The 20,779-nt window shown below is 50.0% G+C and carries 21 protein-coding genes, 1 tRNA gene and 1 pseudogene; 13 read left to right on the top strand and 10 right to left on the bottom strand.

The genetic code is table 11. From position 1 onward, the window contains the following. Window positions 1-494 precede the first annotated feature (494 nt). The 5 genes and pseudogenes from ACUVQO_RS08755 (at window position 495) to ACUVQO_RS08775 (ending at window position 4,565) form a co-directional block, all read left to right on the top strand. Window positions 495-1,949 carry a DUF3370 domain-containing protein gene (locus ACUVQO_RS08755; protein ID WP_445925508.1) on the top strand — a complete coding sequence of 485 codons (1,455 nt, stop codon included), beginning with the start codon at window positions 495-497 and terminating at the stop codon, window positions 1,947-1,949. 21 nt (window positions 1,950-1,970) lie between these two features. Beyond that, window positions 1,971-2,630: a lysophospholipid acyltransferase family protein gene (locus ACUVQO_RS08760; protein ID WP_445925509.1), complete on the top strand. Its 660-nt coding sequence runs from the start codon at window positions 1,971-1,973 to the stop codon at window positions 2,628-2,630. Between the two features lie 119 nt (window positions 2,631-2,749). Next, entirely contained in the window at window positions 2,750-3,928 is a 1,179-nt protein-coding gene (locus ACUVQO_RS08765) for a universal stress protein (protein WP_445925510.1), read from the top strand. Window positions 3,929-4,172: 244 nt separating this feature from the next. After that, window positions 4,173-4,370: pseudogene (locus tag ACUVQO_RS08770) on the top strand (Uma2 family endonuclease); the annotation flags it as partial. Between the two features lie 30 nt (window positions 4,371-4,400). Beyond that, window positions 4,401-4,565: a hypothetical protein gene (locus tag ACUVQO_RS08775; RefSeq protein ID WP_445925511.1), complete on the top strand. Its 165-nt coding sequence runs from the start codon at window positions 4,401-4,403 to the stop codon at window positions 4,563-4,565. A gap of 117 nt (window positions 4,566-4,682) precedes the next feature. Here ACUVQO_RS08775 and ACUVQO_RS08780 read toward each other — a convergent pair whose 3' ends face one another. Next, window positions 4,683-5,984: a hypothetical protein gene (locus ACUVQO_RS08780; protein WP_445925512.1), complete on the bottom strand. Its 1,302-nt coding sequence runs from the start codon at window positions 5,982-5,984 to the stop codon at window positions 4,683-4,685. A gap of 174 nt (window positions 5,985-6,158) precedes the next feature. Between ACUVQO_RS08780 and ACUVQO_RS08785 the strand changes: the two genes are divergently transcribed. From ACUVQO_RS08785 to ACUVQO_RS08795, 3 genes are all read left to right on the top strand, one after another. Beyond that, window positions 6,159-6,680, top strand: a complete 522-nt coding sequence (locus ACUVQO_RS08785) for a photosystem I assembly protein Ycf3 (RefSeq protein WP_233747105.1) — start codon at window positions 6,159-6,161, stop codon at window positions 6,678-6,680. A 222-nt stretch (window positions 6,681-6,902) separates the two neighbouring features. Then, entirely contained in the window at window positions 6,903-7,193 is a 291-nt protein-coding gene (gatC, locus tag ACUVQO_RS08790; RefSeq protein WP_445925513.1) for an Asp-tRNA(Asn)/Glu-tRNA(Gln) amidotransferase subunit GatC, read from the top strand. 13 nt (window positions 7,194-7,206) lie between these two features. After that, on the top strand, window positions 7,207-9,789 hold the full coding sequence (locus tag ACUVQO_RS08795; protein WP_445925514.1) for a M1 family aminopeptidase: 2,583 nt from the start codon (window positions 7,207-7,209) through the stop codon (window positions 9,787-9,789). 16 nt (window positions 9,790-9,805) lie between these two features. Here ACUVQO_RS08795 and ACUVQO_RS08800 read toward each other — a convergent pair whose 3' ends face one another. The 3 genes from ACUVQO_RS08800 to ACUVQO_RS08810 all read right to left on the bottom strand — a co-directional run bounded on the left by ACUVQO_RS08800 (window position 9,806) and on the right by ACUVQO_RS08810 (window position 11,298). Continuing rightward, on the bottom strand, window positions 9,806-10,165 hold the full coding sequence (locus ACUVQO_RS08800; protein ID WP_445925515.1) for a hypothetical protein: 360 nt from the start codon (window positions 10,163-10,165) through the stop codon (window positions 9,806-9,808). A 90-nt stretch (window positions 10,166-10,255) separates the two neighbouring features. Beyond that, window positions 10,256-10,867 (bottom strand): (2Fe-2S) ferredoxin domain-containing protein, encoded by a 612-nt coding sequence (locus tag ACUVQO_RS08805; RefSeq protein WP_445925516.1) that lies wholly within the window; start codon window positions 10,865-10,867, stop codon window positions 10,256-10,258. A 167-nt stretch (window positions 10,868-11,034) separates the two neighbouring features. After that, entirely contained in the window at window positions 11,035-11,298 is a 264-nt protein-coding gene (locus ACUVQO_RS08810; protein WP_445925517.1) for an Asr1405/Asl0597 family protein, read from the bottom strand. A 301-nt stretch (window positions 11,299-11,599) separates the two neighbouring features. On the opposite strand from ACUVQO_RS08810, the gene ACUVQO_RS08815 reads away from it, so the two are divergent. Then, window positions 11,600-12,022: a DUF1824 family protein gene (locus ACUVQO_RS08815; RefSeq protein WP_445925518.1), complete on the top strand. Its 423-nt coding sequence runs from the start codon at window positions 11,600-11,602 to the stop codon at window positions 12,020-12,022. Here ACUVQO_RS08815 and ACUVQO_RS08820 read toward each other — a convergent pair. Then, window positions 12,017-12,934: an ADP-ribosylglycohydrolase family protein gene (locus tag ACUVQO_RS08820; protein ID WP_445925519.1), complete on the bottom strand. Its 918-nt coding sequence runs from the start codon at window positions 12,932-12,934 to the stop codon at window positions 12,017-12,019. The genes ACUVQO_RS08815 and ACUVQO_RS08820 overlap by 6 nt on opposite strands. A 100-nt stretch (window positions 12,935-13,034) precedes the next feature. Between ACUVQO_RS08820 and ACUVQO_RS08825 the strand changes: the two genes are divergently transcribed. Continuing rightward, a complete protein-coding gene (locus tag ACUVQO_RS08825) occupies window positions 13,035-15,299 on the top strand; it encodes an ATP-dependent helicase (RefSeq protein WP_445925520.1) in 2,265 nt (754 codons plus the stop codon). A 26-nt stretch (window positions 15,300-15,325) separates the two neighbouring features. Here the strand turns inward: ACUVQO_RS08825 and ACUVQO_RS08830 are convergent, their stop codons facing one another. Then, entirely contained in the window at window positions 15,326-15,475 is a 150-nt protein-coding gene (locus tag ACUVQO_RS08830) for a hypothetical protein (protein ID WP_445925521.1), read from the bottom strand. A gap of 302 nt (window positions 15,476-15,777) precedes the next feature. Here ACUVQO_RS08830 and ACUVQO_RS08835 point away from each other — a divergent pair, with 302 nt between their 5' ends. After that, complete coding sequence (locus tag ACUVQO_RS08835; RefSeq protein WP_445925522.1) at window positions 15,778-16,266, top strand: universal stress protein; 489 nt, start codon at window positions 15,778-15,780, stop codon at window positions 16,264-16,266. Between the two features lie 149 nt (window positions 16,267-16,415). Here ACUVQO_RS08835 and ACUVQO_RS08840 read toward each other — a convergent pair whose 3' ends face one another. Continuing rightward, window positions 16,416-17,225, bottom strand: a complete 810-nt coding sequence (locus ACUVQO_RS08840) for a DUF1350 family protein (RefSeq protein WP_445925523.1) — start codon at window positions 17,223-17,225, stop codon at window positions 16,416-16,418. Between the two features lie 199 nt (window positions 17,226-17,424). Here ACUVQO_RS08840 and ACUVQO_RS08845 point away from each other — a divergent pair. Then, window positions 17,425-17,497: transfer RNA gene (locus tag ACUVQO_RS08845), tRNA-Phe, on the top strand. A 202-nt stretch (window positions 17,498-17,699) separates the two neighbouring features. Here the strand turns inward: ACUVQO_RS08845 and ACUVQO_RS08850 are convergent. From ACUVQO_RS08850 to ACUVQO_RS08860, 3 genes are all read right to left on the bottom strand, one after another. Further along, on the bottom strand, window positions 17,700-18,494 hold the full coding sequence (locus tag ACUVQO_RS08850) for a hypothetical protein (RefSeq protein ID WP_445925524.1): 795 nt from the start codon (window positions 18,492-18,494) through the stop codon (window positions 17,700-17,702). A gap of 125 nt (window positions 18,495-18,619) precedes the next feature. Continuing rightward, the gene (locus ACUVQO_RS08855; protein WP_445925525.1) at window positions 18,620-18,934 is read right to left on the bottom strand and encodes a YkvA family protein; all 315 of its coding nucleotides are present in this window, start codon (window positions 18,932-18,934) and stop codon (window positions 18,620-18,622) included. A 146-nt stretch (window positions 18,935-19,080) separates the two neighbouring features. After that, on the bottom strand, window positions 19,081-19,779 hold the full coding sequence (locus ACUVQO_RS08860; protein ID WP_445925526.1) for a DevA family ABC transporter ATP-binding protein: 699 nt from the start codon (window positions 19,777-19,779) through the stop codon (window positions 19,081-19,083). A 196-nt stretch (window positions 19,780-19,975) separates the two neighbouring features. Between ACUVQO_RS08860 and cpdA the strand changes: the two genes are divergently transcribed. Continuing rightward, on the top strand, window positions 19,976-20,773 hold the full coding sequence (cpdA, locus tag ACUVQO_RS08865) for a 3',5'-cyclic-AMP phosphodiesterase (RefSeq protein ID WP_445925527.1): 798 nt from the start codon (window positions 19,976-19,978) through the stop codon (window positions 20,771-20,773). Window positions 20,774-20,779: the final 6 nt, after the last annotated feature.

Raw genomic sequence — 20,779 nt, forward strand, 5'->3', positions numbered from 1 at the left:
ATGTCCATTTACTGAAAGGGGTTCTCATTTGCTGACCCAGGTATTCAGGGACTTGATGTAACCGTTTACGCATAAATCCGTAGCCTTTCGGTGTCTTGTGAGATAGGATACGGAGTTGAGGAAACTTCTCCTCACCTTTTGGATAAAAAGAAATCAGGCAGGAGGACTCGAAAAATGACCGCTTCGATTTACAATTTGTTTCGGTTCTTAAAGGGTCAGTTTTCCTGACAAAATTTCCGTCAGGATTAGTCATTTGTCAAGTATTAGGGACACGTTCGAAAGAACGCAACCTTGTACTAAAGCGCTTTTAGAAAGTTTTCTAGCCGAAAGTGTTGATGGGTGCTTCGTCAACTCAACACCAGATCCAACCAGAAAATGAGGTTTTCCCTGCCAGGAAAGCTTAAGCTTCTGGGCTTACCTACGGTTTATCTAGCCAGAAAGGATTATTGAATCAGCCAGACAAACTTCTCTAGAGGATTCATTCAGGTTCGCTCATGTTGTCGATTCTTCCATTAATCACACTCGCACAAGCTGTTCCAACGCCTGCTTCATTACCTTATCAGACTCCTAGAATTGCCCCACAGTCGGTCACACTTCCTCGGGAGTCCTTACCGTCCCAAGAAATTCTGCAAACCCAGGAAGTGTTTCAACCCCAGGAGATTCGGCCTTTGCCTGGAAAACTGGATACAGTTCCAGTACTGAATAGCAACAGCCCGGAAGTGGTACAAACAGAAGGTATCTTGATATCCACCTTTCCCCCAACTGGAAAAGCCCTGCCATCAGCTCATTTGAACTTCCCGTTTCAAGGGCGATTTGATGTTTTCGCCCACCATATTGCGAGAGCCAGTACTGGCCCCCTGCGGACTCTATTTCACGGCATTCTTTTGAACAATCCCACCTCTCAACCCATCCGAGTGGAGGTGTTACAGGGGGCAACCTATTTAACCCGCCCCGATGCTTCCTTCGTTTCCTTACCTTCTTATGTAGATGATCCGCTGGGAACCGTTTATGCAGGGCCGGGAAGCCGCGTGATGAATGACCTATTACGAGGTCGTCGCCAGGGAGCCCTGCCTCGTGAAATTATTATTCAACCAGGTCAAAATGAAATGCTCCTGAATCTTCCCATTCCAGTGGGAGGAATTCCCGGTTCCAATGGTCGCACGACGCTGATTCGTTTACGCAGCAGTGGGCCAGTGTATGCAGCCAGTCTGGCAATGTATGCTCCAACTGGGCCAGGGGGACGAGAACGGGCACCCACCACTGAAGAGTGGCAAACACTTTTGGTGCGGGGAGGACTGGCTGGGCCGCGTGATATTCCACCTACCCCTCCCAACGCCAATGTAGAGAGGGTGTTTTACGGGCGTGTGGCTGGAGTTGCCGTTGGTTCGCAGTGGCAGGCGAAGTTAACTGATAACCCCAAGACTGACCAGTTGACCATTCCCCAAAAGGGACGGGCCTTTTCCTACGGGTTAAGTACGCTTTACCGGGGAACCCTGGGAACTGGCCAGATTCAGAGTGCTAAGTTGCTAACCCGGTATCCTGATACAGCCTATCAAGCTCATGGCAATTATGGCGTGGAGTATAACCTCACTTTGCCGCTTTACAATCCCACCAAACAGTTGCAGACGGTAGCCTTGACGATTCAAACCCCGCTCAAGGATGACAAGAGTAAAGGGGGATTATTATTTTTCAATCCACCAGAAAATCGGATATTTTTCCGAGGGCCAGTCCGAATTCGGTATACGGATGATCAGGGAAAAGTTCAAACCCGCTACGTGCATGTGACGCAGCAGCGGGGTCAGGAGGGGGATCCTTTGATTGTGCTGAATATGCGGGGGGGCGATCGCCGGACAGTACAAGTTGACTTCCTGTATCCACCCGATTCCACACCGCCGCAAGTACTCACGGTGAAGACAATGGAAGATATCAAGGATGCCAGTGCGAAGTAATCAATCATCGAGAGGCTCGTTATGGCTCAGGATTCCCTCAGTCAGGTGGCTTTTTCTCCCTGGCTCTATTGGTCATTGTTGCCAGTCCACCGCCTGTTCCTGAGCCTTTACTTCAGCCAGATTAGGATTCAGGGACTGGAGTATCTGCCAGTGAATGGACCAGTTGTCTTGGCCCCCAAACATTACAGCCGCTGGGATCCGCTGGTGCTGGCGCTCTTGAGTGTAGACCCTCTCTGGTTTATGACCAATGCGAACCAATTCTCTGGTATACAGGGATGGTTTATCCGGTGGTTAGGAGCCTTTCCAGTCGATTTAGCCCGTCCCCAAGTATCCAGTTTCAAATACGCGATCGGCTTGCTGAAAAATCAAAAAAAGCTGGTTTTATTTCCAGAGGGAGGCATTGTTCGCGATCGGCCCGTCCGTCCCTTGAAGCCCGGGTTCTCCCGGTTGGTGCTGCAGGCAGAAAGTGCTTTAGGGGAAGTAGGGATTCCCGTGGTACCGATCGCACTAAATTACCGTCCCGATCCGGTTTTCAGAGCCACGGTAACGATTCATATTGCCCCACCGCTGTATTCAGCCAACTACCGACAGAACAGCGAAAAGCAAACAGCCCAGGAATTTACCCAGGCTCTGCAGGCCGCTTTAGAGCGGGGAATGGAGGAGTTGAGAGTAAAAAGTTGAAAGTTAAGCGTGAAGCAGAAAGTGGAGAGTTGAGTAGGCTACGGAATGTTACGTCCGAGATAGAAACATTCGAGTCTATGAGGGTTGTTTGCTAGATTGGGTGCATATTCGCAAACATCATGCTTAACACTGATTCCCGCGTTTTATTTCCACCTTTGTTACTGGCGACGGATGGTTCTCCCAGCGCTCGTCTGGCGCAGAAAATGATTCGTCCTCTAGTTCACTTATTTCAGGCTGAGGAGGAAGGAAAGCTACTTAAACCTGAGATCAAACCTGAAGAGGACTCTGGAGGAGAAGCCTCGTCGCCAACATCGCGAGTTGTATCGATATTGCTGATGGTACTAACGGTACAACCGAAGGTTGCCAAACGGATGCAGCGATCGGTCAAGAAAGCAGCTTCTAACTCGACCCCGGTTAAGGACAAAACAGAAACAGTTCCTGCAACCGAGGTTTCTGAAGAATTCAGTCATTCAACTTCGGGCTTGCCACCCTCTTTAGAAGAATTGACAGCCTCTGTTCAAGAAGACTTTCCATCCCTATCCAGGATCTCTGTGGAAGTACGGCAGGGTCGCCCTACCACAGAAATCCTGAATTGTGCGCGATCAATTCAGGCGGGATTAATTGCCGTGGGCCATCGGGGTGGGGGAGTACGAGAGTTACTGCTGGGTAGTGTGTCTACTGCGATCGCCCGCTATGCTCCCTGTAGTGTGTTGATTACCCGAAGTTCTCGCCAGTCTACTCACAGTCCTGACTTGAATCATGTGTTGCTGGTGGTGGATGAGTCAGTTGGTACTCAAGCCGCGATCGTGGCAACTCGGCAACTGATTCCGGCAGGCATTCAAACGATTACCTTGCTACATATCCAATCCCCCTTAAATGCCAACTATCTGCTTGGCTCTTTTTTCTCGCCTACTCCCGGTTGGCAGTTGAGTCAATCGCTGCAGAATGTTCAAAAAGAGCAGGGAATGCAGGTGTTACAGCGAGCGATCGCGGCTCTTCACTGCGAGGATGGCCAAGTCACGATTACACCTCGATTTCAGACGGGGGATGCTGGCCCACTCATTTGCCAAATTGCCCAAGAACTGCAAGTGAATTTAATTATTTTGGGCAACGACTTCAGCAGGCGGACACTTCTCTCACCCTTGCAAGGCAGACGTTCCCATCCAACAACGCCTGATGCTGAATCAACCGCCCGTCCCATTCGTAACACTCGACTGAGCATCACGGATGACTATGTAATTCATTACGCTCCCTGTCCTGTTTTGCTGTGCCGCTCCACCCAGATCAATCCCGGATGAAGGGACGATCGCTGGTTTGGGATAAGGTCACGTTTATGTGTAGGATAAGGTCACGTTTATTCGGATAGAGGAACGTGAGTTGTGGTTTCAGCCCCCTTGCCTTCAGAAGACGTGCAACAGGTTGTTGATACTTTAATTGGTGTGATTTGTGAAGAAATGGGCCTGACCCTGCGGCGAACCCATCCTGAGATCGTGGCATCTTCCCCTGAGCCATCTGAGAGAGCGGGCGAATCGCTGGTACTACATTCACCCAGCAGCAGCGTCTCAAGCAGAAACATCCAGTTCAGCCCCTGATTCACCGCCTAATCTGGTTCTCGATCGCGTCAACTCCACGTCAGGCAAGGATAAGCTGCAGCAGTATTTAGCACTGGGAGTTCCAGAGATCTGGCGAATCGATGGGCAAACGCTGCACTTCTATCAGTTAGGGGCTGGAAATTATATTGAAAGCAATCGCAGTACGGCGTTTCCTTTTGTGCCGATCGCTGAAATTCCTCTATTTGTCGAAAAAGTTCAGAAAGTCGGGGAAACAACGGTTGCCAAGGCATTTCGGGCCTGGAGCCGAATGCGGATTCGGGAAAACCGGGGCCAAAGTGCACCTCCCCCGCCCCCTCTGCCACCCCTGAATCCTTTACTGTGACAACTTTTGCATCTCCTGATGGACAGTCATGCCAATTTCCAGAGCTTAATTCAGAATCTAAGCTATCTACCGTCCATTCGTGCCCAATCCAAAATCACAAATCCAAAATCCAAAATCTCAATTGCCTTCTTCCAAGCGGTGTTGCCACTCGGCATTAATTTTGTCAGCCTGCTCAACCTCCTGCTCTAACAGGTCTTTCTCGGTGGTGTAAACCAGATCTTTGTGATCAATAAAGGTTTCTGCGGCAAATTGCTTGACATAGGCCAGCTTTTCCCGAATTGCGGGAGAAGCTTCGTTCAAGGCGATCGCTCGTTCCTGGCGTTGTTCGTTGCGATTTGCAATGCAGCGGTTGCGGCTCTGAATCCAGAAGTAGCGCACTAGCGGAATGATCAGAAATCCCGCACCATAGGCTAGCAGGATCCAGTAAATCGACTGGACAAAAGCCACCAACCCTCCGATCGATGCCGCCGCACCATCAGCCAGCATCCGGCCCAATACCAGTGCTCCCACCAAATTCAGCCCACCTAATCCAATCGACAGCATCACCTGTCCAGAGGTGGCCCGACTGAATCGCCAGGGAAGCTCTTTCAAATAAGCGGCGATGGGCTGCAGTCGCTCTTGAACAGCCGTCGTTTGCAGATCAGGAAAGTGGTAGACCAATCCCCCTTCTGGACTGACTTCGGGTCGGCCATTAAAGCGGGCAAGTACAGGCAGCATATATTCTTCATACTCTCTGGCGTAGCCCTGGCCCAGATCATCTAAATAGGGTGCAATTTGTTCTGCAATCACAGCACCCCGATTATTACGAATCACGGTGCCGATCGTGCGCCAGCGTCGTTCCTCTAAATCGGCATTGGGATTTCCATCGCCAAACAGGAAGGAGAACACAGCTTCTAGAAAGTTTATGGAGGGTTTATCCGCAGACCGGGCGGAACGGGACTCGTAATGGCGATCGCTGTAGTCCGGATAAAAAATCCACCAGAAATCGGGAAAGTAGAAAAATCCACCTCCACTATCCGAGGATCCTCCCCCTAAATTGCCATCGTTATCTTGAGAGGAACTGGCCGCGATCATAACGATGAAAATCGTCACAAAGATCAGCACAATAGAGATCACCAGCACAATCCCGAAGGAAATTCGGATCAGGTAAAACAGGATGCGCCAGATCTTCTCCCACCATTCCTTCAGTTGCAGGCGGAAATATTTGTTTTGTAATATGGCTCGAAAGTTTTTGGGGAATTGATACGCAATCTCACCGGATTCTGCAACTTGCAGGTGTCCCCCCGCTTCCGACGCAAGCACCAGCAATCCCTGTTGGGCCAGATTGACATCTAAACCTGTCTGGGCTGCCACGTCACCTACCGTAACCCGGTAGTTCAGACGCTCAACCGCCTTCATAATTCGTGGATCTGGCGTCATCGGTTCCTCGCAGACATTCCGTTTGTTGACTATATCCAGTATAGGAAGGGAGATAGGGGAAATAGGAAAGCTTCTTCAGACTAAAACTATCTTGCTGACTCAGGAGGACGCTAAACTAGAAGACGTTTCGCGATCGCGCCCAGTCTGACGATCACCGTTACCCTACTACCGCTTATGCCTAGAACTCAACGCAACGATAACTTTATCGACAAGAGCTTTACGGTCATGGCCGATATCATCCTCAAGATATTGCCTGCCACCAAGAAAGAGAAGGAGGCATTTGCGTATTATCGAGATGGGATGGCGGCCCAGGCAGATGGAGAATACGCTGAAGCCCTGGAGAACTATTACGAAGCCCTCAAATTAGAGGAAGATCCCTACGATCGCAGCTATGTTCTCTACAACATTGGTCTGATTCATGCCAGCAACGGAGAACATGAAAAAGCATTGGATTACTACCATCAGGCGATCGACCTGAATCCCCGTCTCCCTCAAGCGCTGAATAATATTGCCGTCATCTGCCACTACAAGGGAGAGCGTGCCCAGGAAGCAGGTAATGATGAGGAAGCAGAAGAGCATTTCGATCGCGCCGCCGAATACTGGAGACAGGCAATCCGGTTAAATCCCAATGGCTACATCGAAGCTCAGAACTGGTTGAAGACGACCGGGCGATCTCAGATGGATGTTTATTTTTAAGAGTCATCAGTTCTTTGTCCTTTGTTATCTGTGATGTGAATGGTTGACCAATGCGATAACCTTGTACGGTCGCTTGCGGTGAAGCTGTAGGATATGTCAGACGATCGCTGTAACGCACAATGTCTGAAATTTCCGAAGATGATGCGTTATGCTGCACTAACCCATCCTACGCAGGCTAAAACCTTGGCTAAGAATATCCTGCTAATCTATCTCCTTGTCTGTATGATTGACCGTGAACAAGTTCGTAAAGTTGCTCTGCTAGCTCGTTTAGCGCTATCGGAAGCGGAAGAGGAACAATTTGCTACTCAATTGAGCAACATCCTGGACTATTTTGAACAACTGAATGAACTGGATGTCTCGAATGTGCCTCCGACCTTTCGCGCGATCGATGTCAGTAATGTTGTGCGCTCAGATACATTAGTTCCGGATCCGAATCGGGAAGCCATTTTGGACAATGCTCCCGATCGAGACGGCGAGTTCTTCAGAGTCCCTAAAATTATCAATGCGGATTAGGGAAATAAGTACGATGCCCCAGTACAACTACTTCCAGCCTGACAATAACGGTCACAAATCCTTTGAGCTACCTGGCGCGAAACCCCACTACAACCCCGATCGACCGGGTCAAGTGGAGCATATCTTTCTCAATCTGGTGCTGGATATTCCCCAGCAACGTTATCAGGGCACCTGTGCCATTCGGTTAAATCCCGTTCGCAGCGGTATTGATCGCCTGACCCTGGATGCGGTCAATCTGACGATTGATACAGTCACGGTGGATGAAGTCAGTCAAGCATTTGATTATGACGGGGAGCAACTGCACATTCAGTTACAGCAACCTACGGAAGCGGGGAAGGTGATCACGCTGGCGATCGCCTACCGCGTCGCTCATCCCCAACGAGGGCTGTATTTCATCGCCCCTACCAAGCACTACCCCAACAAACCTACTCAGGTCTGGACACAGGGCGAAGATGAGGATTCCCGTTTCTGGTTTCCCTGTTTTGACTATCCCGGTCAGTTAGCCACATCGGAAATTCGCGTCCAGGTGCCGAAAAACCTGATCGCCATCTCCAATGGAGAACTGGTGGGCACCGAAGAACTCAAGGACGCAAAGGTTTATCACTGGCGGCAGCAAGACGTACATCCCACCTACTTAATGACCCTGGCGGTTGGCGACTTTGCCGAATTGAGGGATGAGTGGCAGGGCAAACCTGTAACTTATTACGTGGAAAAGGGAAAAGAGGAAGAAGCACGGTTGAGCATGGGCAAAACACCTCGCATGATCGAGTTCTTCAGCCAGAAGTTTGGCTATCCCTATCCCTTTCCCAAATATGCTCAGGTGTGTGTGGATGATTTTATTTTCGGAGGAATGGAAAATACGTCCACTACGCTGCTCACCGATCGCTGCTTGATTGATGCCCGCGCCGCGATCGACAATCGCACGACAGAAGCTCTTGTCGCTCATGAACTGGCCCATCAATGGTTCGGCGATTTGGTGGTGATCAAACACTGGTCGCACGCCTGGATTAAGGAAGGCATGGCCTCCTACTCAGAAGTGATGTGGATCGAGCAAGAGTACGGTGCCGAGGAAGCCGCTTACTACCGTCTGGGGGAAGCGCGGAATTATTTGGATGAAGATACCTCCCGTTATCGTCGCCCGATCGTCACCCATGTCTATCGGGAAGCGATCGAACTCTACGATCGCCACCTGTACGAAAAGGGAGCCTGTGTCTATCACATGATCCGGGCCGAACTGGGCGAAGAACTGTTCTGGAAAGCGATCGCGACCTTTGTGAACGACAATGCCCACCGTACGGTTGAAACGGTTGACCTGTTGCGGGCGATCGAAAAAGCCACGGGACGCAATCTGCTTTTCCTGTTCGACCAGTACGTGTTTCGCGGCGGCCATCCCGACTACAAAGTTACCTACTCCTGGGACGGCGACAGCAACCTGGCTAAACTCACCGTCACCCAAACTCAAGCCAAGGATAAGGACAGTCGCAATGAGTTGTTTGATTTGAAAATTCCGATCGGCTTTGGGTATGTGGGGGGATCAGGAGGTGACAAAATTGTCTCTGTTCGAGTGTGCGATCGGGAACAGTCCTTCTATCTTCCGTTGGAACAAAAACCCGACTTCATCAGCTTCGATGTCGGCAACCATACTCTAAAGACCGTAGTGCTGGAGTATCCCATTCCCGAACTCAAAGCCCAGTTACGTCATGATCCGGATCCGCTGTCTCGCATTTGCGCTGCCGAAGCACTGGCGAAAAAAGGTGGATTGGAGGCGGTGAAAGCTTTGACTGAAGCGTTTCAGCAGGAAGCGTTTTGGGGAGTCCGGGTGGAAATCATCAAACAGTTAGCCAGCATCAAACTGGATCAAGCCTTCAAGGGAGTAGTGGCTGGTCTTCAGGATGAAGATGCTAGAGTCCGGCGGGCAGCGGTAGAAGCTCTGGCGGACATCAAAACGGTAGAGAGTTATAAAGCTGTGAAACCACTGGCGGAAAAAGGCGACCCCAGTTATTACACAGAAGCGGCGGCAATTCGGGCACTGGGCACACTGGCAGGTTCTAGTCTGGTCAGTGATAAAGAAGAAAAAACTCTCAAGCTACTGAAATCGGTGTTGAAGGAACGGCAGGGCTGGAATGAAGTGGTGCGGGCGGGTGCGATCGCGGCCCTCAGCCAGATGAAGACTTCCGAAGCCGCACTAGATTTAATTCTGGACTATACCGAACTGGGCGTTCCTCAATCTCTGCGTTTGAGTGCAATTCGGGCTTTGGGAGCGATTTCTACCGGACAAGCCAATCTCAACCTGGAGCGCATTCTTGACCGTTTGAAAGAACTCTCGCGGGAAAGCTTTTTTCTGACTCAGGTGGCGGTGGTTAATGCGCTGCGGCAGATGGAAACGCCCAAAGCGATCGCCATCTTGAACTCTCTCGCCGAGCAAACTCCGGATGGTCGAGTACGCCGGATTGCAGAGGAAGCGGTGCAGCAAGTGCAGAAAAATGTCGGTTCGGATAAAGCCGTCAAGCAATTGCGGGAAGAACTGGATCAACTGAAACAGGAAAATCAAGAGTTGAGGAGCCGACTGGAAGCCCTGGAAGCTAAAGCAACGTAATATCTCTGTCCAGGCATTACTCCTTAGACAGCAACTGATCTACGATTTTGACTAATCGAGCCGTCGTATCTGCCTGCTGCTGAGAAACTTCCCTGATTTGTTTCATTTCAGCCATAAATGCTTCATGATTCTGCCTCATCATTTCAGACTGTCGATCCATCTTTTCAGATTGGCGATCTAATGTTTCAGATTGGCGCTGCAGCACCTCACTCTGCTGGCGCATGACTTCTTTCATCTCTCTCAGATCAAGCCTGAATTCCACCAGACCTTCAGTGAGTCGGCCAACCTGATCAGTCAGAATTTCTAGTTTCTGGTCAAGTCTATCCAGTTTTTGGTCTGTGTCCATAAGCAGGCGATCGCAACCATAATCCGGCAAGTCGATAGACTGATTCTACTCCCACTTCTAGAGACTGAGAATCAGAGATCGATTACAACACCGATACCCCTACCCGATCGCGGAACTCTTTCAACCAATAGGCGTTAACTCAGGGGAAGGGGGTGAACTAGTTGGCTGAGGAAAATGTTGATCGAGGAGAGCCGAAACATCTGCGGCTTGAATTCGGCTGTAGCAAGTCTTTCCAGGCATGACCACTAAATTGGGGGCTTCCTTGCACTGCTTCATGCAACCCGTCATTTTGATTGACACCTGATCATGCAACCCGCGATCGTGTAACTCTGCCTGCAGTGCTTGACAAACCGCCTTGCCGCCCCGCTTCATACAATCTGACTTCTGGCAAACGAGAATGGTGGCTTGAGGTTTAGCTTTGGCCGGAGTCGCTGGAACTGACACAGAGGCAGCGACTCCCTGGGCTGGAGATGTTTGTTGAATCAGGTAAGCTTTGTATTTGACCTCATCTGTTTTCAGATTGATCCGCTTCTCGCCTGTAATGGTCAGCCAATCTTCCGGAGTCAATACTCCCCTGACCGAGGCCCTAGCTTCTTTAGCCAACTTAATGCAATATGCACCCTCTGCTGTGGCCAGGTTTAATCGCTTAATCTTAAACCCATCTTCAATCTCGAAGCCCAAGAAACGGCCTTCCAGGATAAACGGAGAAATCTGCTGATATTTTTTGCTCATAGTTCCAGGGCTTCAAATCAAAATTGGATTTTTTAGGCCATTTCCAGAAGGGTTTATCCCCGCACACCGTAAGGACTGAGCATTCGGGCAAAGATTTTCGCAATGGGTTTAGATCTGAGCTGCCGAATGCTACGCCCCTACAGAGGTAATCGCTTTCTCAGCTCTCTTTAGTGAAAATCAGAGGCTGCGGGTTGGTGCCAGCATTGCTCCAGCCAGTCTACCAGCACTGTTCGGGAAGCTGTGAGTTGCTGGATCACACTTCTAACCTGAGCGATCGCGGTGGGATGAGTCACTTCAACCTGTAGACAGCCATCTTCAGTACAGTGACAGGGAATAGAGAGATCCTGGAGCCGCTGGCAGGCTAACCAGCGATCGCAGCGAGCAATTGTCAATATAGGGACGGTTAAGGAAGGTGTACAGGAGGGTTGCATGGATAAATCAGATGAGAATGATTGCTATAGATAGGAGATACAGGGGGAGGAGTTGTTTTCAGGATGCCCCGAGCCAATTGATTCCCATAACTCAAAATTTCAAACTTTGATTTAGTCCATTCACCGTCCTGATCTCGAAACTGCTTGACACATACTTGGCACACTGTTGATATAAATCTGGCAGATAATTGAGAATAGGACTCAATAATCCTACTATCTAACATACACTAAAAAGGCTCACCTGCATATCTTTCTCAATAAACTCTTCCATTTGCAATCAACCCATCGTAGACTCTATGCCATGACCTCTAACTCCACTGCTCTCACCCTGGAAGCTGCGCAAAAACTCCTGCGGCAGTTCACCTGTCTTGATCTGTTGAGCCAGGAACCCCGGCCAGATCCTGTATCCGTGCGAGAGGCGTTGCTCCTGGTGCGTGAACATTCAGATTATCAAATCTTTGGTATCTGTGCCGAAACGGCAGCTCAGGCGATCGCGGCCCTGCATGCTTACTTACAAGCATTGGACTATCCAGAAAAGCCTGTACCAACCGTCTATGTAGATGGGCCAGTCTATCTCAAATTCAATCCCAAAAGCCAACTGTGCTATCTGGATAGCTATCTTGGGCACCATCGCGGCGTTCTAGTTTCCTGCCAGTCTGCCTACGAGGGCGACGTAAATGAGATGTTCGGCCACTTACCGTTAGATTTGTGGGAGGAGTTATAGAGGGGCAGCATTCGATAAAGCAACATGAAGCCGATCGGCCAGTTCCGTGATCTCCTGCCGCATGGTCAGTTTGCTCAACCAATGATCGGGTATCCCGGATTCACCGTAGTAGGCACCGGCCACCTGACCGCAGATAGCGGCGGTTGTGTCTGCATCATCTCCCAGGTTAGTAGCCGCAAGAATGGCTTCCTCATAGGTTTCTGTCGTCCAGAAACACCAGAGTGCTGCTTCCAGACTTTCTACCACATAGCCAGTTCCACGAATCTGATGAACGGGCTTCTGTTGATAGTTGCCCCTAGCGATCGCCCGAATAGAGGACGATTCAATAGCCCCCAAGTCACTGCCCACGAGAATCTCCGTTTTACTGGCTCCTGAGAGTGCTCGAAACAGAATATCTCCGAACAAACGACTGGCATCAATACATTCTGCAGCTCCATGTGTTGTCCGAGAACTTTCTCCAGAAAAATGTAAAATGCGCTCCCGGTCTGGAAAGTAAAACATGGGAATTGGTGCCAGTCTCATTAAGCAACCATTTCCAGCCGATCGGGGATTTGTAGAGCCGCTAAATGGATTGCCGGAAACTTTGTATTGATGGAGAGCCTGACTCACGGTATTGCCAATATCAAAACATTTGCCTGTACTGCTGAGATACCCAGACTCATACCAGGCGCAGTAGCGATTCATTTGATCAGCAGCATCAAACTCGCCCACCTCAACTAAACTAGTCGCCAGACACAACGCCATTGAGGTATCGTCTGTCCACTGACCGGGTTGAAGATTAAATGGCCCCCCACCTACCATGTCTGTTATAGGTAAAAATGTGCCACGAGGTTGAAACTCAACTGTTGTCCCGACTGCATCTCCTGTAGCCAGACCCAGCAGGCATCCTCGAAACCGCTCTAATGAATTCATGGCAATAACAACTCACGGCTAATGACAACTTCGTTTAGAACTGAGGCTAAAGAATAAGAATCTCAATATTCTTATTCCTTACTCTAACTCTTCACTCTCTATGCAAACTACCTCCCCTGCCCTCTCCATTGATGATCTCCGGGCTTCCCTGCGGCCTGGACAACGAGAACTCGCCGATTGGACAGGGGGGCCGCTAGCAGTGGCAGCGGTTCCAGGAGCGGGAAAGTCCACCGGGATGGCCGTAGCGGCGGCGATCGCGATCGCCCGTCAGCAACTGAATGCCCGTCGGCAGTTGATTGTTGTGACCTTTACGCGATCGGCAGCGGCCAATATTAAGGCGAAAATTCGCGGCTATTTGAAAGATTTGGGCTTACCGCAGCAGGGTTTTCAGGTATATACGTTGCATGGGCTGGCTTGGGCGATCGCTCGTACTCATCTGGAACTCACCGAACTGAATCCCGATAGCGTTCTGGTGACGGTCACACAAAATCATCGCCTGATCCGTACCTGTGTGGAGCAGTGGATTGCGGCAAATCCCCGACTGTATCAGCGATTGCTGGAAGGGCGGCAGTTTGATGGAGAAGAAACCGAACGCTTACGCCGACAATCCGTATTGCGAACGGAGGTACTGCCGGAACTGGCAACTACAGTAATTCGAGAGGCCAAAAGCTCCGGATTAATGCCAGACGATTTACAGCGCCTGGGGCAGGAAATGAGCGATGACTATCTGGTGCTGGCAGTCGCTGCTGGTTTGTATCAGATCTACCAGGAACAACTGCGGCGGCGTAATTGGATGGATTACGACGAAATGATTCTGGCGGCGCTACGGGTGTTGCAGGATCCGACGGTGAGGCAGTACTGGCAAACACAAATATTCGCTGTCTTTGAAGATGAAGCTCAGGATTCCAGTCCCTTACAAACCCGACTGTTGCAAATTCTGGCAGCGGATCCCACGGAGCCAGACAATCCAGCACTAGCCAATCTGGTGCGGGTGGGGGATTCTAATCAGGCGATTAACTCGACCTTTACTCCTGCCGATCCCATTTTCTTTCGGGAATTTTGCAGTCAGTGCGATCGCCAGCAGCGATTAGCCACCATGACCCAGGCAGGCCGCAGTGCCCCACCCATTATTCAAGCCGCGAACTTCTTGTTGCAGTGGGTGAATGAGTCCAGGCTGGCAAAGAGTGAAATCCCGTTTGAGGTGCAACAGATTCAACCCGTCAGTGCGAACGATCCACAACCGAATCCCGCTCCAGAGAGCCACGGCTTGGAATTGGTCACGCCGACGGATACCTATCAAACCGTTGAACTGATTGGACAGCGGGCAATTCAACTGTTCAAGAAAAACCCTCACCACTCTGGAGCAGTGCTGGTACGCACCAATGAACAGGGACGGTTTGTAGCCAGGGAATTGCGACGCTGGTACGGGGAAGCGCTCTCTATCTATGAAGTAGGGCAGCAGGAACGCCAATCTCATGTTCCAGCAGAAATGCTGACCCTGTTGCAGTTCTGCGATCGTCCCCACTCTCCCGATTACCTGAAAGCCGCTTTGACGACCTTAATGGAGCGTAAACTGATTCCGACTCAGGATCTGAATGCGTTAGTGTCTTTTCCCGAACAGTTCCTTTATCCTGGCCCCCTGGATCCGCCTCAAACAGAACTCGTTTTGCAGACCCGCTATTTTTGTACTAGTCTGTTACGTGCCCGGTTGGAACTGCCTGCCTATCAACTGATTTCCTTCTGTGCCTATGCCCTGGGCTATGACCAGAGTGAATTAGCCACGGCAGATAAACTGTGCGATCGCATAGCCCAACAAACCGGCCATGACGATACCCTGCCTGCGCTGCTGGGAGTGTTGCAGGAAATCGTCACTTCGGAGCGCTTTGAGGCGATCGACACGGAAAACAACGACGATCGCTACACCCAGCCCGGACGACTCACCATCATTACCATGCACAAAGCCAAAGGACTAGACTGGGATTACGTCTTCCTGCCCTTTCTGCACGAAAACGTGATTCCCGGTACTCAGCGCATTCCCCTCGCTGCTCAATTTTTGGGAGACTTTACCCTGGCAGAGGTGGCCCGTGCCCAGATTCGTGCCCATCTGCACCAGCAACCTACCTTTCCCGATGCCTTAACGGCCTGGGAGCGTGCCCAAAACTTGAAAACTGCCGAAGAATTTCGCCTACTCTATGTCGCCATGACCCGCGCTAAGCGTCTGTTGTGGATGTCCGCCGCCGCCAAAGCTCCCTTTACCTGGAACAAACCGGAGAACGTGGACGATCGCAAACCCTGCCCTGTCTTCCCCGCACTGCAGGAGCGTTTTCCAAACTCCATCCTGTCTTGCAGTGGAGGTTTCGCATGAAACTTCCCGTAGACCGCACGCTATACCTACTCAACAACCTTAATCAGCCCCATGTCCAGACGCTGCATAATTTGTCGCAAGGTTGTCAAATCTTCAGGAGTGAGAGGATCCTCCGCGACCATTGCCCGCAAGAAAACCAACTCATCAGCACGAGTGATTTTTCCAGAGACAATCACCTATCTCATAATCTGGCCAATATTGATGGCAGAACGGATATCTATAGCAGAAACATGAGCCATTTTTGAGTAACCTCCTAGCCCCATTAACTCTATACAGTTCAGTCTCTAAGATTCAGGACGGTTTCACATCCCTCAACCATCTCTTCATGGGTCATCTATTTGGATGATTCTTCAGTATGACCGGAGAACCGAACTATCTGTCCTCAGGTTTCCGGTGAGTCCTTCCTCAGTTTGAGAAATGATGGGGCGAGGTGCCGTAATACAGTAAACATAAAGACATGGTTGCAGAGAAGATCTTTATGTTTGAAAAAATTCTGGTAGCAGTGGATGAGTCGGAAGTCAGTCAGCAGGTTTTTGCGAAAGCTTTATCGCTGGCAAAGTTGGGTGGCAGCCGCCTATTACTGGTGCATGTGCAACATCCTTTTGAAGAACAGTTGCCAAATCCTGTCTTCCCCTATGAAAGTACCTATCCCGGAGCCAGTGCCGAAGCGTTCACCCTGCGTATGCAGGAATGGCAACAGGCGGGAGACCGAGGATTAGAGTTTTTGCAGGCGATGGCCGATCGCGCGATCGCGGCGGGGGTGGATGTCCAAATCAATCAAGCTCTGGGCAATCCTGGTCAGGCCATTTGTGAACTCGCAAAAACCTGGCAGGCTCATTTGATCGTCGTTGGACGACGGGGCCGCACTGGGATTCGTGAATGGATTGGTGGCAGTGTCAGCAATTATGTCCTGCATCACGCCCCCTGTTCTGTACTGACGATACAGGAACAAAAAAGTGTGACTTGAAATGATCAAGCTTGTGTTCACTCCAATAAATTGTCCATCCTTCACAGGCTTTGGGGGGGAAGATTCTCCCTCACACGGGTGTAAACCTAATCACCTTCGAGCGTCACTTTCGCCCAAATTCCCAATCTTTCAGGTTGAACAGCGTTGCTCTATCTAAGAGGTTCTAGGGGATTGAGCCACAACAGCATGATTCGTTCAAGTTGGTGCAGTTCACGGTACAGTTCCTGCCGCATCCACTGGGCGATCGCATCCCAGGGAGTAAACACACTACCAGCCTGCAATTTCACATCCGGGCCAAGCGGAGTCAGGTGAGTGCCGGCTAAGGTTTGCATGGTAATCATACCTGGAAAGCGGGTTTGTAGAACATCGGATAATCCTGCCGTCTGGTCGATCGTGTCGTTGGTGAACCGCACCAGGAGATTGCGTCGTACCTGATATTTTTTGGCAATCAGGCGCGTGGTCTCGCTAGGAGACGGAGTAAATTCCACTGAAAATGCTGGGGTAGATTCTGCAAACAGAGAAGAGAGTTGCGAAAACACGGAAGACACCTGCTCCACCAGAGGCACCGCGTCCCGTGCCGCATAGTTGTTGTAGGAAATCAGAATATTTCCTGCCCGCTCTACCTCAAATAGACTGCCAATCAGCAGATGCAGCTTACAGCCCATACTGTGCCCCACTCCATAAACGGGGAGGTAACGCCGCCGCAGTTTCGTTTCAAATAGGGTTTCCAGGGCGCGGTTGAAGTTGCGGTAAACGGTTTGCGCGATCGCTGTATGGTCAAAGGTATTGACAAAGGGCGTTGCAACTACCCCATACCCTTCTGTAGCTAACCGTTCCAGCAACCGTCGATAGGTCACTTGAGGAGCCGTAGCAACAAAAGCTCCCCCCAGAAAGTGAATGATCGCTTTGGGACGATCTGGAATTAACAACCAGTTACCGTATAACTCTTGCCAGTCCATGAATTAGCTGATCAGTGTGAGAGAATCGGAAATCAGCATCTACCTCCGATCCTTATTCTGCCGCACCGTTCCTATCCTGAGAAACCTCAGAATTCCATCTCACAGAAATAGGCGCCGGATTGCTGACAATCTCAAAAAATCACTTGCAAAGGGTTACAGTTGTTTGCTAAGTTGTTTAGGCGTTAAAAATTACGTCCCCGCCGGGATAGCTCAGTTGGTAGAGCAGAGGACTGAAAATCCTCGTGTCACCGGTTCAAGTCCGGTTCCTGGCATTTCAATCCTTCTTCTTAACTCAGGGTAGTGGTTCTCTAGTTAGTGAGATCTGAGAAGCTGCGTGTTATCAGGAAGTCCTCTGTCTTGATGGCACGATCGCAAAATCTCATTGCCAGTACGGGTGTGATATCGGAATCTAAGCCATGTAGGGGCGAATGGCCGTTCGTCCCCGCTTTCTCTATTTAGAAGACCAGTGCCAAATTAATGGGCATCGGAAATCTTGGTTTGAGTTTCCTTATGTAACAGGTCTTTCAGGCGCTCTTTCGCTGCTTGCTCTTTCCGGGCTGCTGCGGCTCCAGCTTCTGCCATTTTGACTCCGATTTCAACCTGCATCCGTTGTACGGGATCGGGCACTCCGGCTTTTACCTCTTCCTTCGTCTTTTCGTACCAGTCTTTGGCGTGTGCTAGATATTTCTCAAGTTGTTGCTTCACTTGCTCATAGCGATCGCCATAGCGTTCTGCTAACCGCTCATCCAGCAGCAGTAGTTGCGATTGCAGCTTCACGTACTGATCTTTGAGAATGGCAAATTGCTTGCTTTCCAGAATCGCTTCTACGGCAGAGGTAAACAGAGATTTGAGATCCGGAGAGGCTGAAGTAGATTCCTTGGCAGTGGTTTCAATTTCCACCAGGGCACTATTCACTTCTGCATCCAGCGCTTGGGTCTGAGTATCCAAATCCGCCTGCAGATGCTCGACCTGCGCCTGGGCCTGGGCGATCGTATCCTGTCGAGAAGCCTTAATGCCATCAATCACGCCTTCAATGGAGGCAAGGACTTCGGCTTTTGTTTCGTTGCCCTTATCTTTCAGCAGTTCCATCACCGCAGAAATTGCATCTCTTGCGATCGTGCGAACTTCACTCGATCCTTGCTTAATTTCGGATACGGCCTCAGCTACTGCTTCTTTAATGATTTCCCGAATTCTTTCTGAACGCAAACTACCTTCTTCTTTAGCTTTTTTCAGGTCAGCCGCAATTCTTTCTTTCACAACTTCAGACATGAGTGATTCTCCTTGTAAAATATCGAAACCTTCAACTATAAGGGGCTAATCGTAACGGCGAAGCGTGACGAGAAAGAATGGAAACTGGATAGACAGTCGCTGCACACCTTCACCGGGTGCTTGTACTAGCTCAAGGAAATAGAGTCCACATCAACAACTGTGGAATCAGATTTTGAAATTCCAGCAGAACGGTTACTTCTCTGATTCTTGAGGCGATCGCCCATCGCTTGAGCAACTTCCGCTACCAATACGGTTGTAATCAAACCATCATCAATCCAGCCTGCCAGGGGTAATGTATCAGGCAATAAATCAAAGGGGTTCAACAGATAAACCAGCGTACCAGTAATTAGCCACCAGCGATATTTAGGATGGCGAATTGAGTTGCGATACCAGTTAAGCATCCAGGGAGAAAATGTCTTTGCCAGAAAACTTTTTTTCATGGGGTTGCTCCTCCGCTTGCAAATTCATCATCACAAATTCCCCAGCGGAGATCGGGTGCAGAAAACCCGCCGTTTTGTTGTAACAACCCTACTTTTTGGCGGTACACCGATCCTGAAAGACGGTTAACCATGCCCAGATAAAACCCTCAAACTGGGGCTGTCTCCAGTGTGGATAAATGGCCGTCTTCCATATAGAGAATGCGATCGGCCACGTCCAAAATCCGATTGTCGTGAGTCACCAGCAAAATAGCGGATCCCTGTTGTTTCGCTAACCGTTGCATGATATCCACCACATCCCGTCCGGATTGTTTATCCAGGGCCGCGGTTGGTTCGTCAGCCAGCACTACTTTTGGGTAACTGACCAGGGCACGGGCGATCGCCACCCGTTGCTTCTGCCCACCCGATAATTCGTAGGGGTAATAATCGACAAATTCTCCCAGTCCTACGGCTGCCAGCATATCTTCTGCTCTGCGTCGGCGCTGCCTGGGCGATAAATGCTCGTGCAGTTCCACGGACATTTGCACATTCTGGCAAGCGGTTAAGGAATTCAGCAAATTATGGGCCTGAAAAATGTAACCAATGTTGCGTCGTAAATTCACGAGCCGAGACTGAGGCGCACCTCGCAGTTCCTGTCCGATGACTTTCATGCTGCCTTCCTGGGTCGATCGCAGGGCACCAATCAGAGTTAGGAGAGTGGTTTTACCTGAACCAGAAGGCCCCATCATAATCACAATTTCGCCCGGTTGAATTTCAGTAGTCACGTTAAATAGAATCTGTTTGCGCAAACGGCCATGCCCAAAGTAGTGGTTTACACCATGGACTGCAATAACGGGTTCCTGATACATAAGCGAGTTAGGGAGAAAATTCAGCAGCAAGAGGTTTTGATGTGATGAATATCACCTGTAAATTTGTAGTAAATCGCAGGTTCTTCGGGTCTCTAAATATTACTCTGGATAAGGGAGGCATGCCCAACTACTGCTCCTTTTAGCCTATTTTGTCTTGCTCACCAACCTTTTCAATTAAAACCTTTGTGCGATCGCTATGAGTTCAAATTCCTCTTTGCTTATTGCTCAAATCACAGATACTCACTTATTTGCAAGCGCTGAAACCAGTCTTTTGGGTTTGCAAACAAATGAAACGTTTCAGGCTGTTCTAGAGCAAGTGATGACTTTAGAACAACGGCCAGATTTGTTCATGCTTACAGGAGATTTGTCTCAGGATGGGACGGTCAAGTCTTACAAACGATTGGCGATGCTGCTTCAACCTTTGGGCATTCCAGTTTACTGCATACCGGGAAATCATGATTGTCCGACGACGATGCAAGCGATCCTAACAGGTGTGCCATTTGTGCCCGAAAAATCTTTGCGCCTCGGTGGTTGGCAACTGATTTTACTGGATTCCTCAGTGCCGGAATGTGTGCATGGCGCTGTTTCTCCTGAAAGCCTGGATTGGTTAGAGCAGGAGTTGAGTCATGCACCTGAAACACCTACCTTAATTGCTTTGCACCATCCCCCGCTCCAGATTGGTTCTCAGTGGATGGATGGAATTGGGTTGACCAATGCTCAGGAATTTTTAGAGGTATGCGATCGCCATTCACAGATCAGGCTTATCCTGTTTGGACATATCCATCAGGAGTTCAGCCATTACCGGAATGGAGTAACCTACCTGGGTACACCCTCAACCTGTGTTCAGTTCAAACCCAATACTGCTGATTTCACTCTAGATAAGCAGCCACCAGGATATAGGTTGGTAAACCTATATCCTGGTGGCAACTGGAAAACCCAGGTTCAGCGAATTTCCTATCGCTGCAATCTAGATCTGGCAGCAACTGGTTACTAGCCAGCA

It is taken from the genome of Leptodesmis sp., assembly GCF_052746595.1.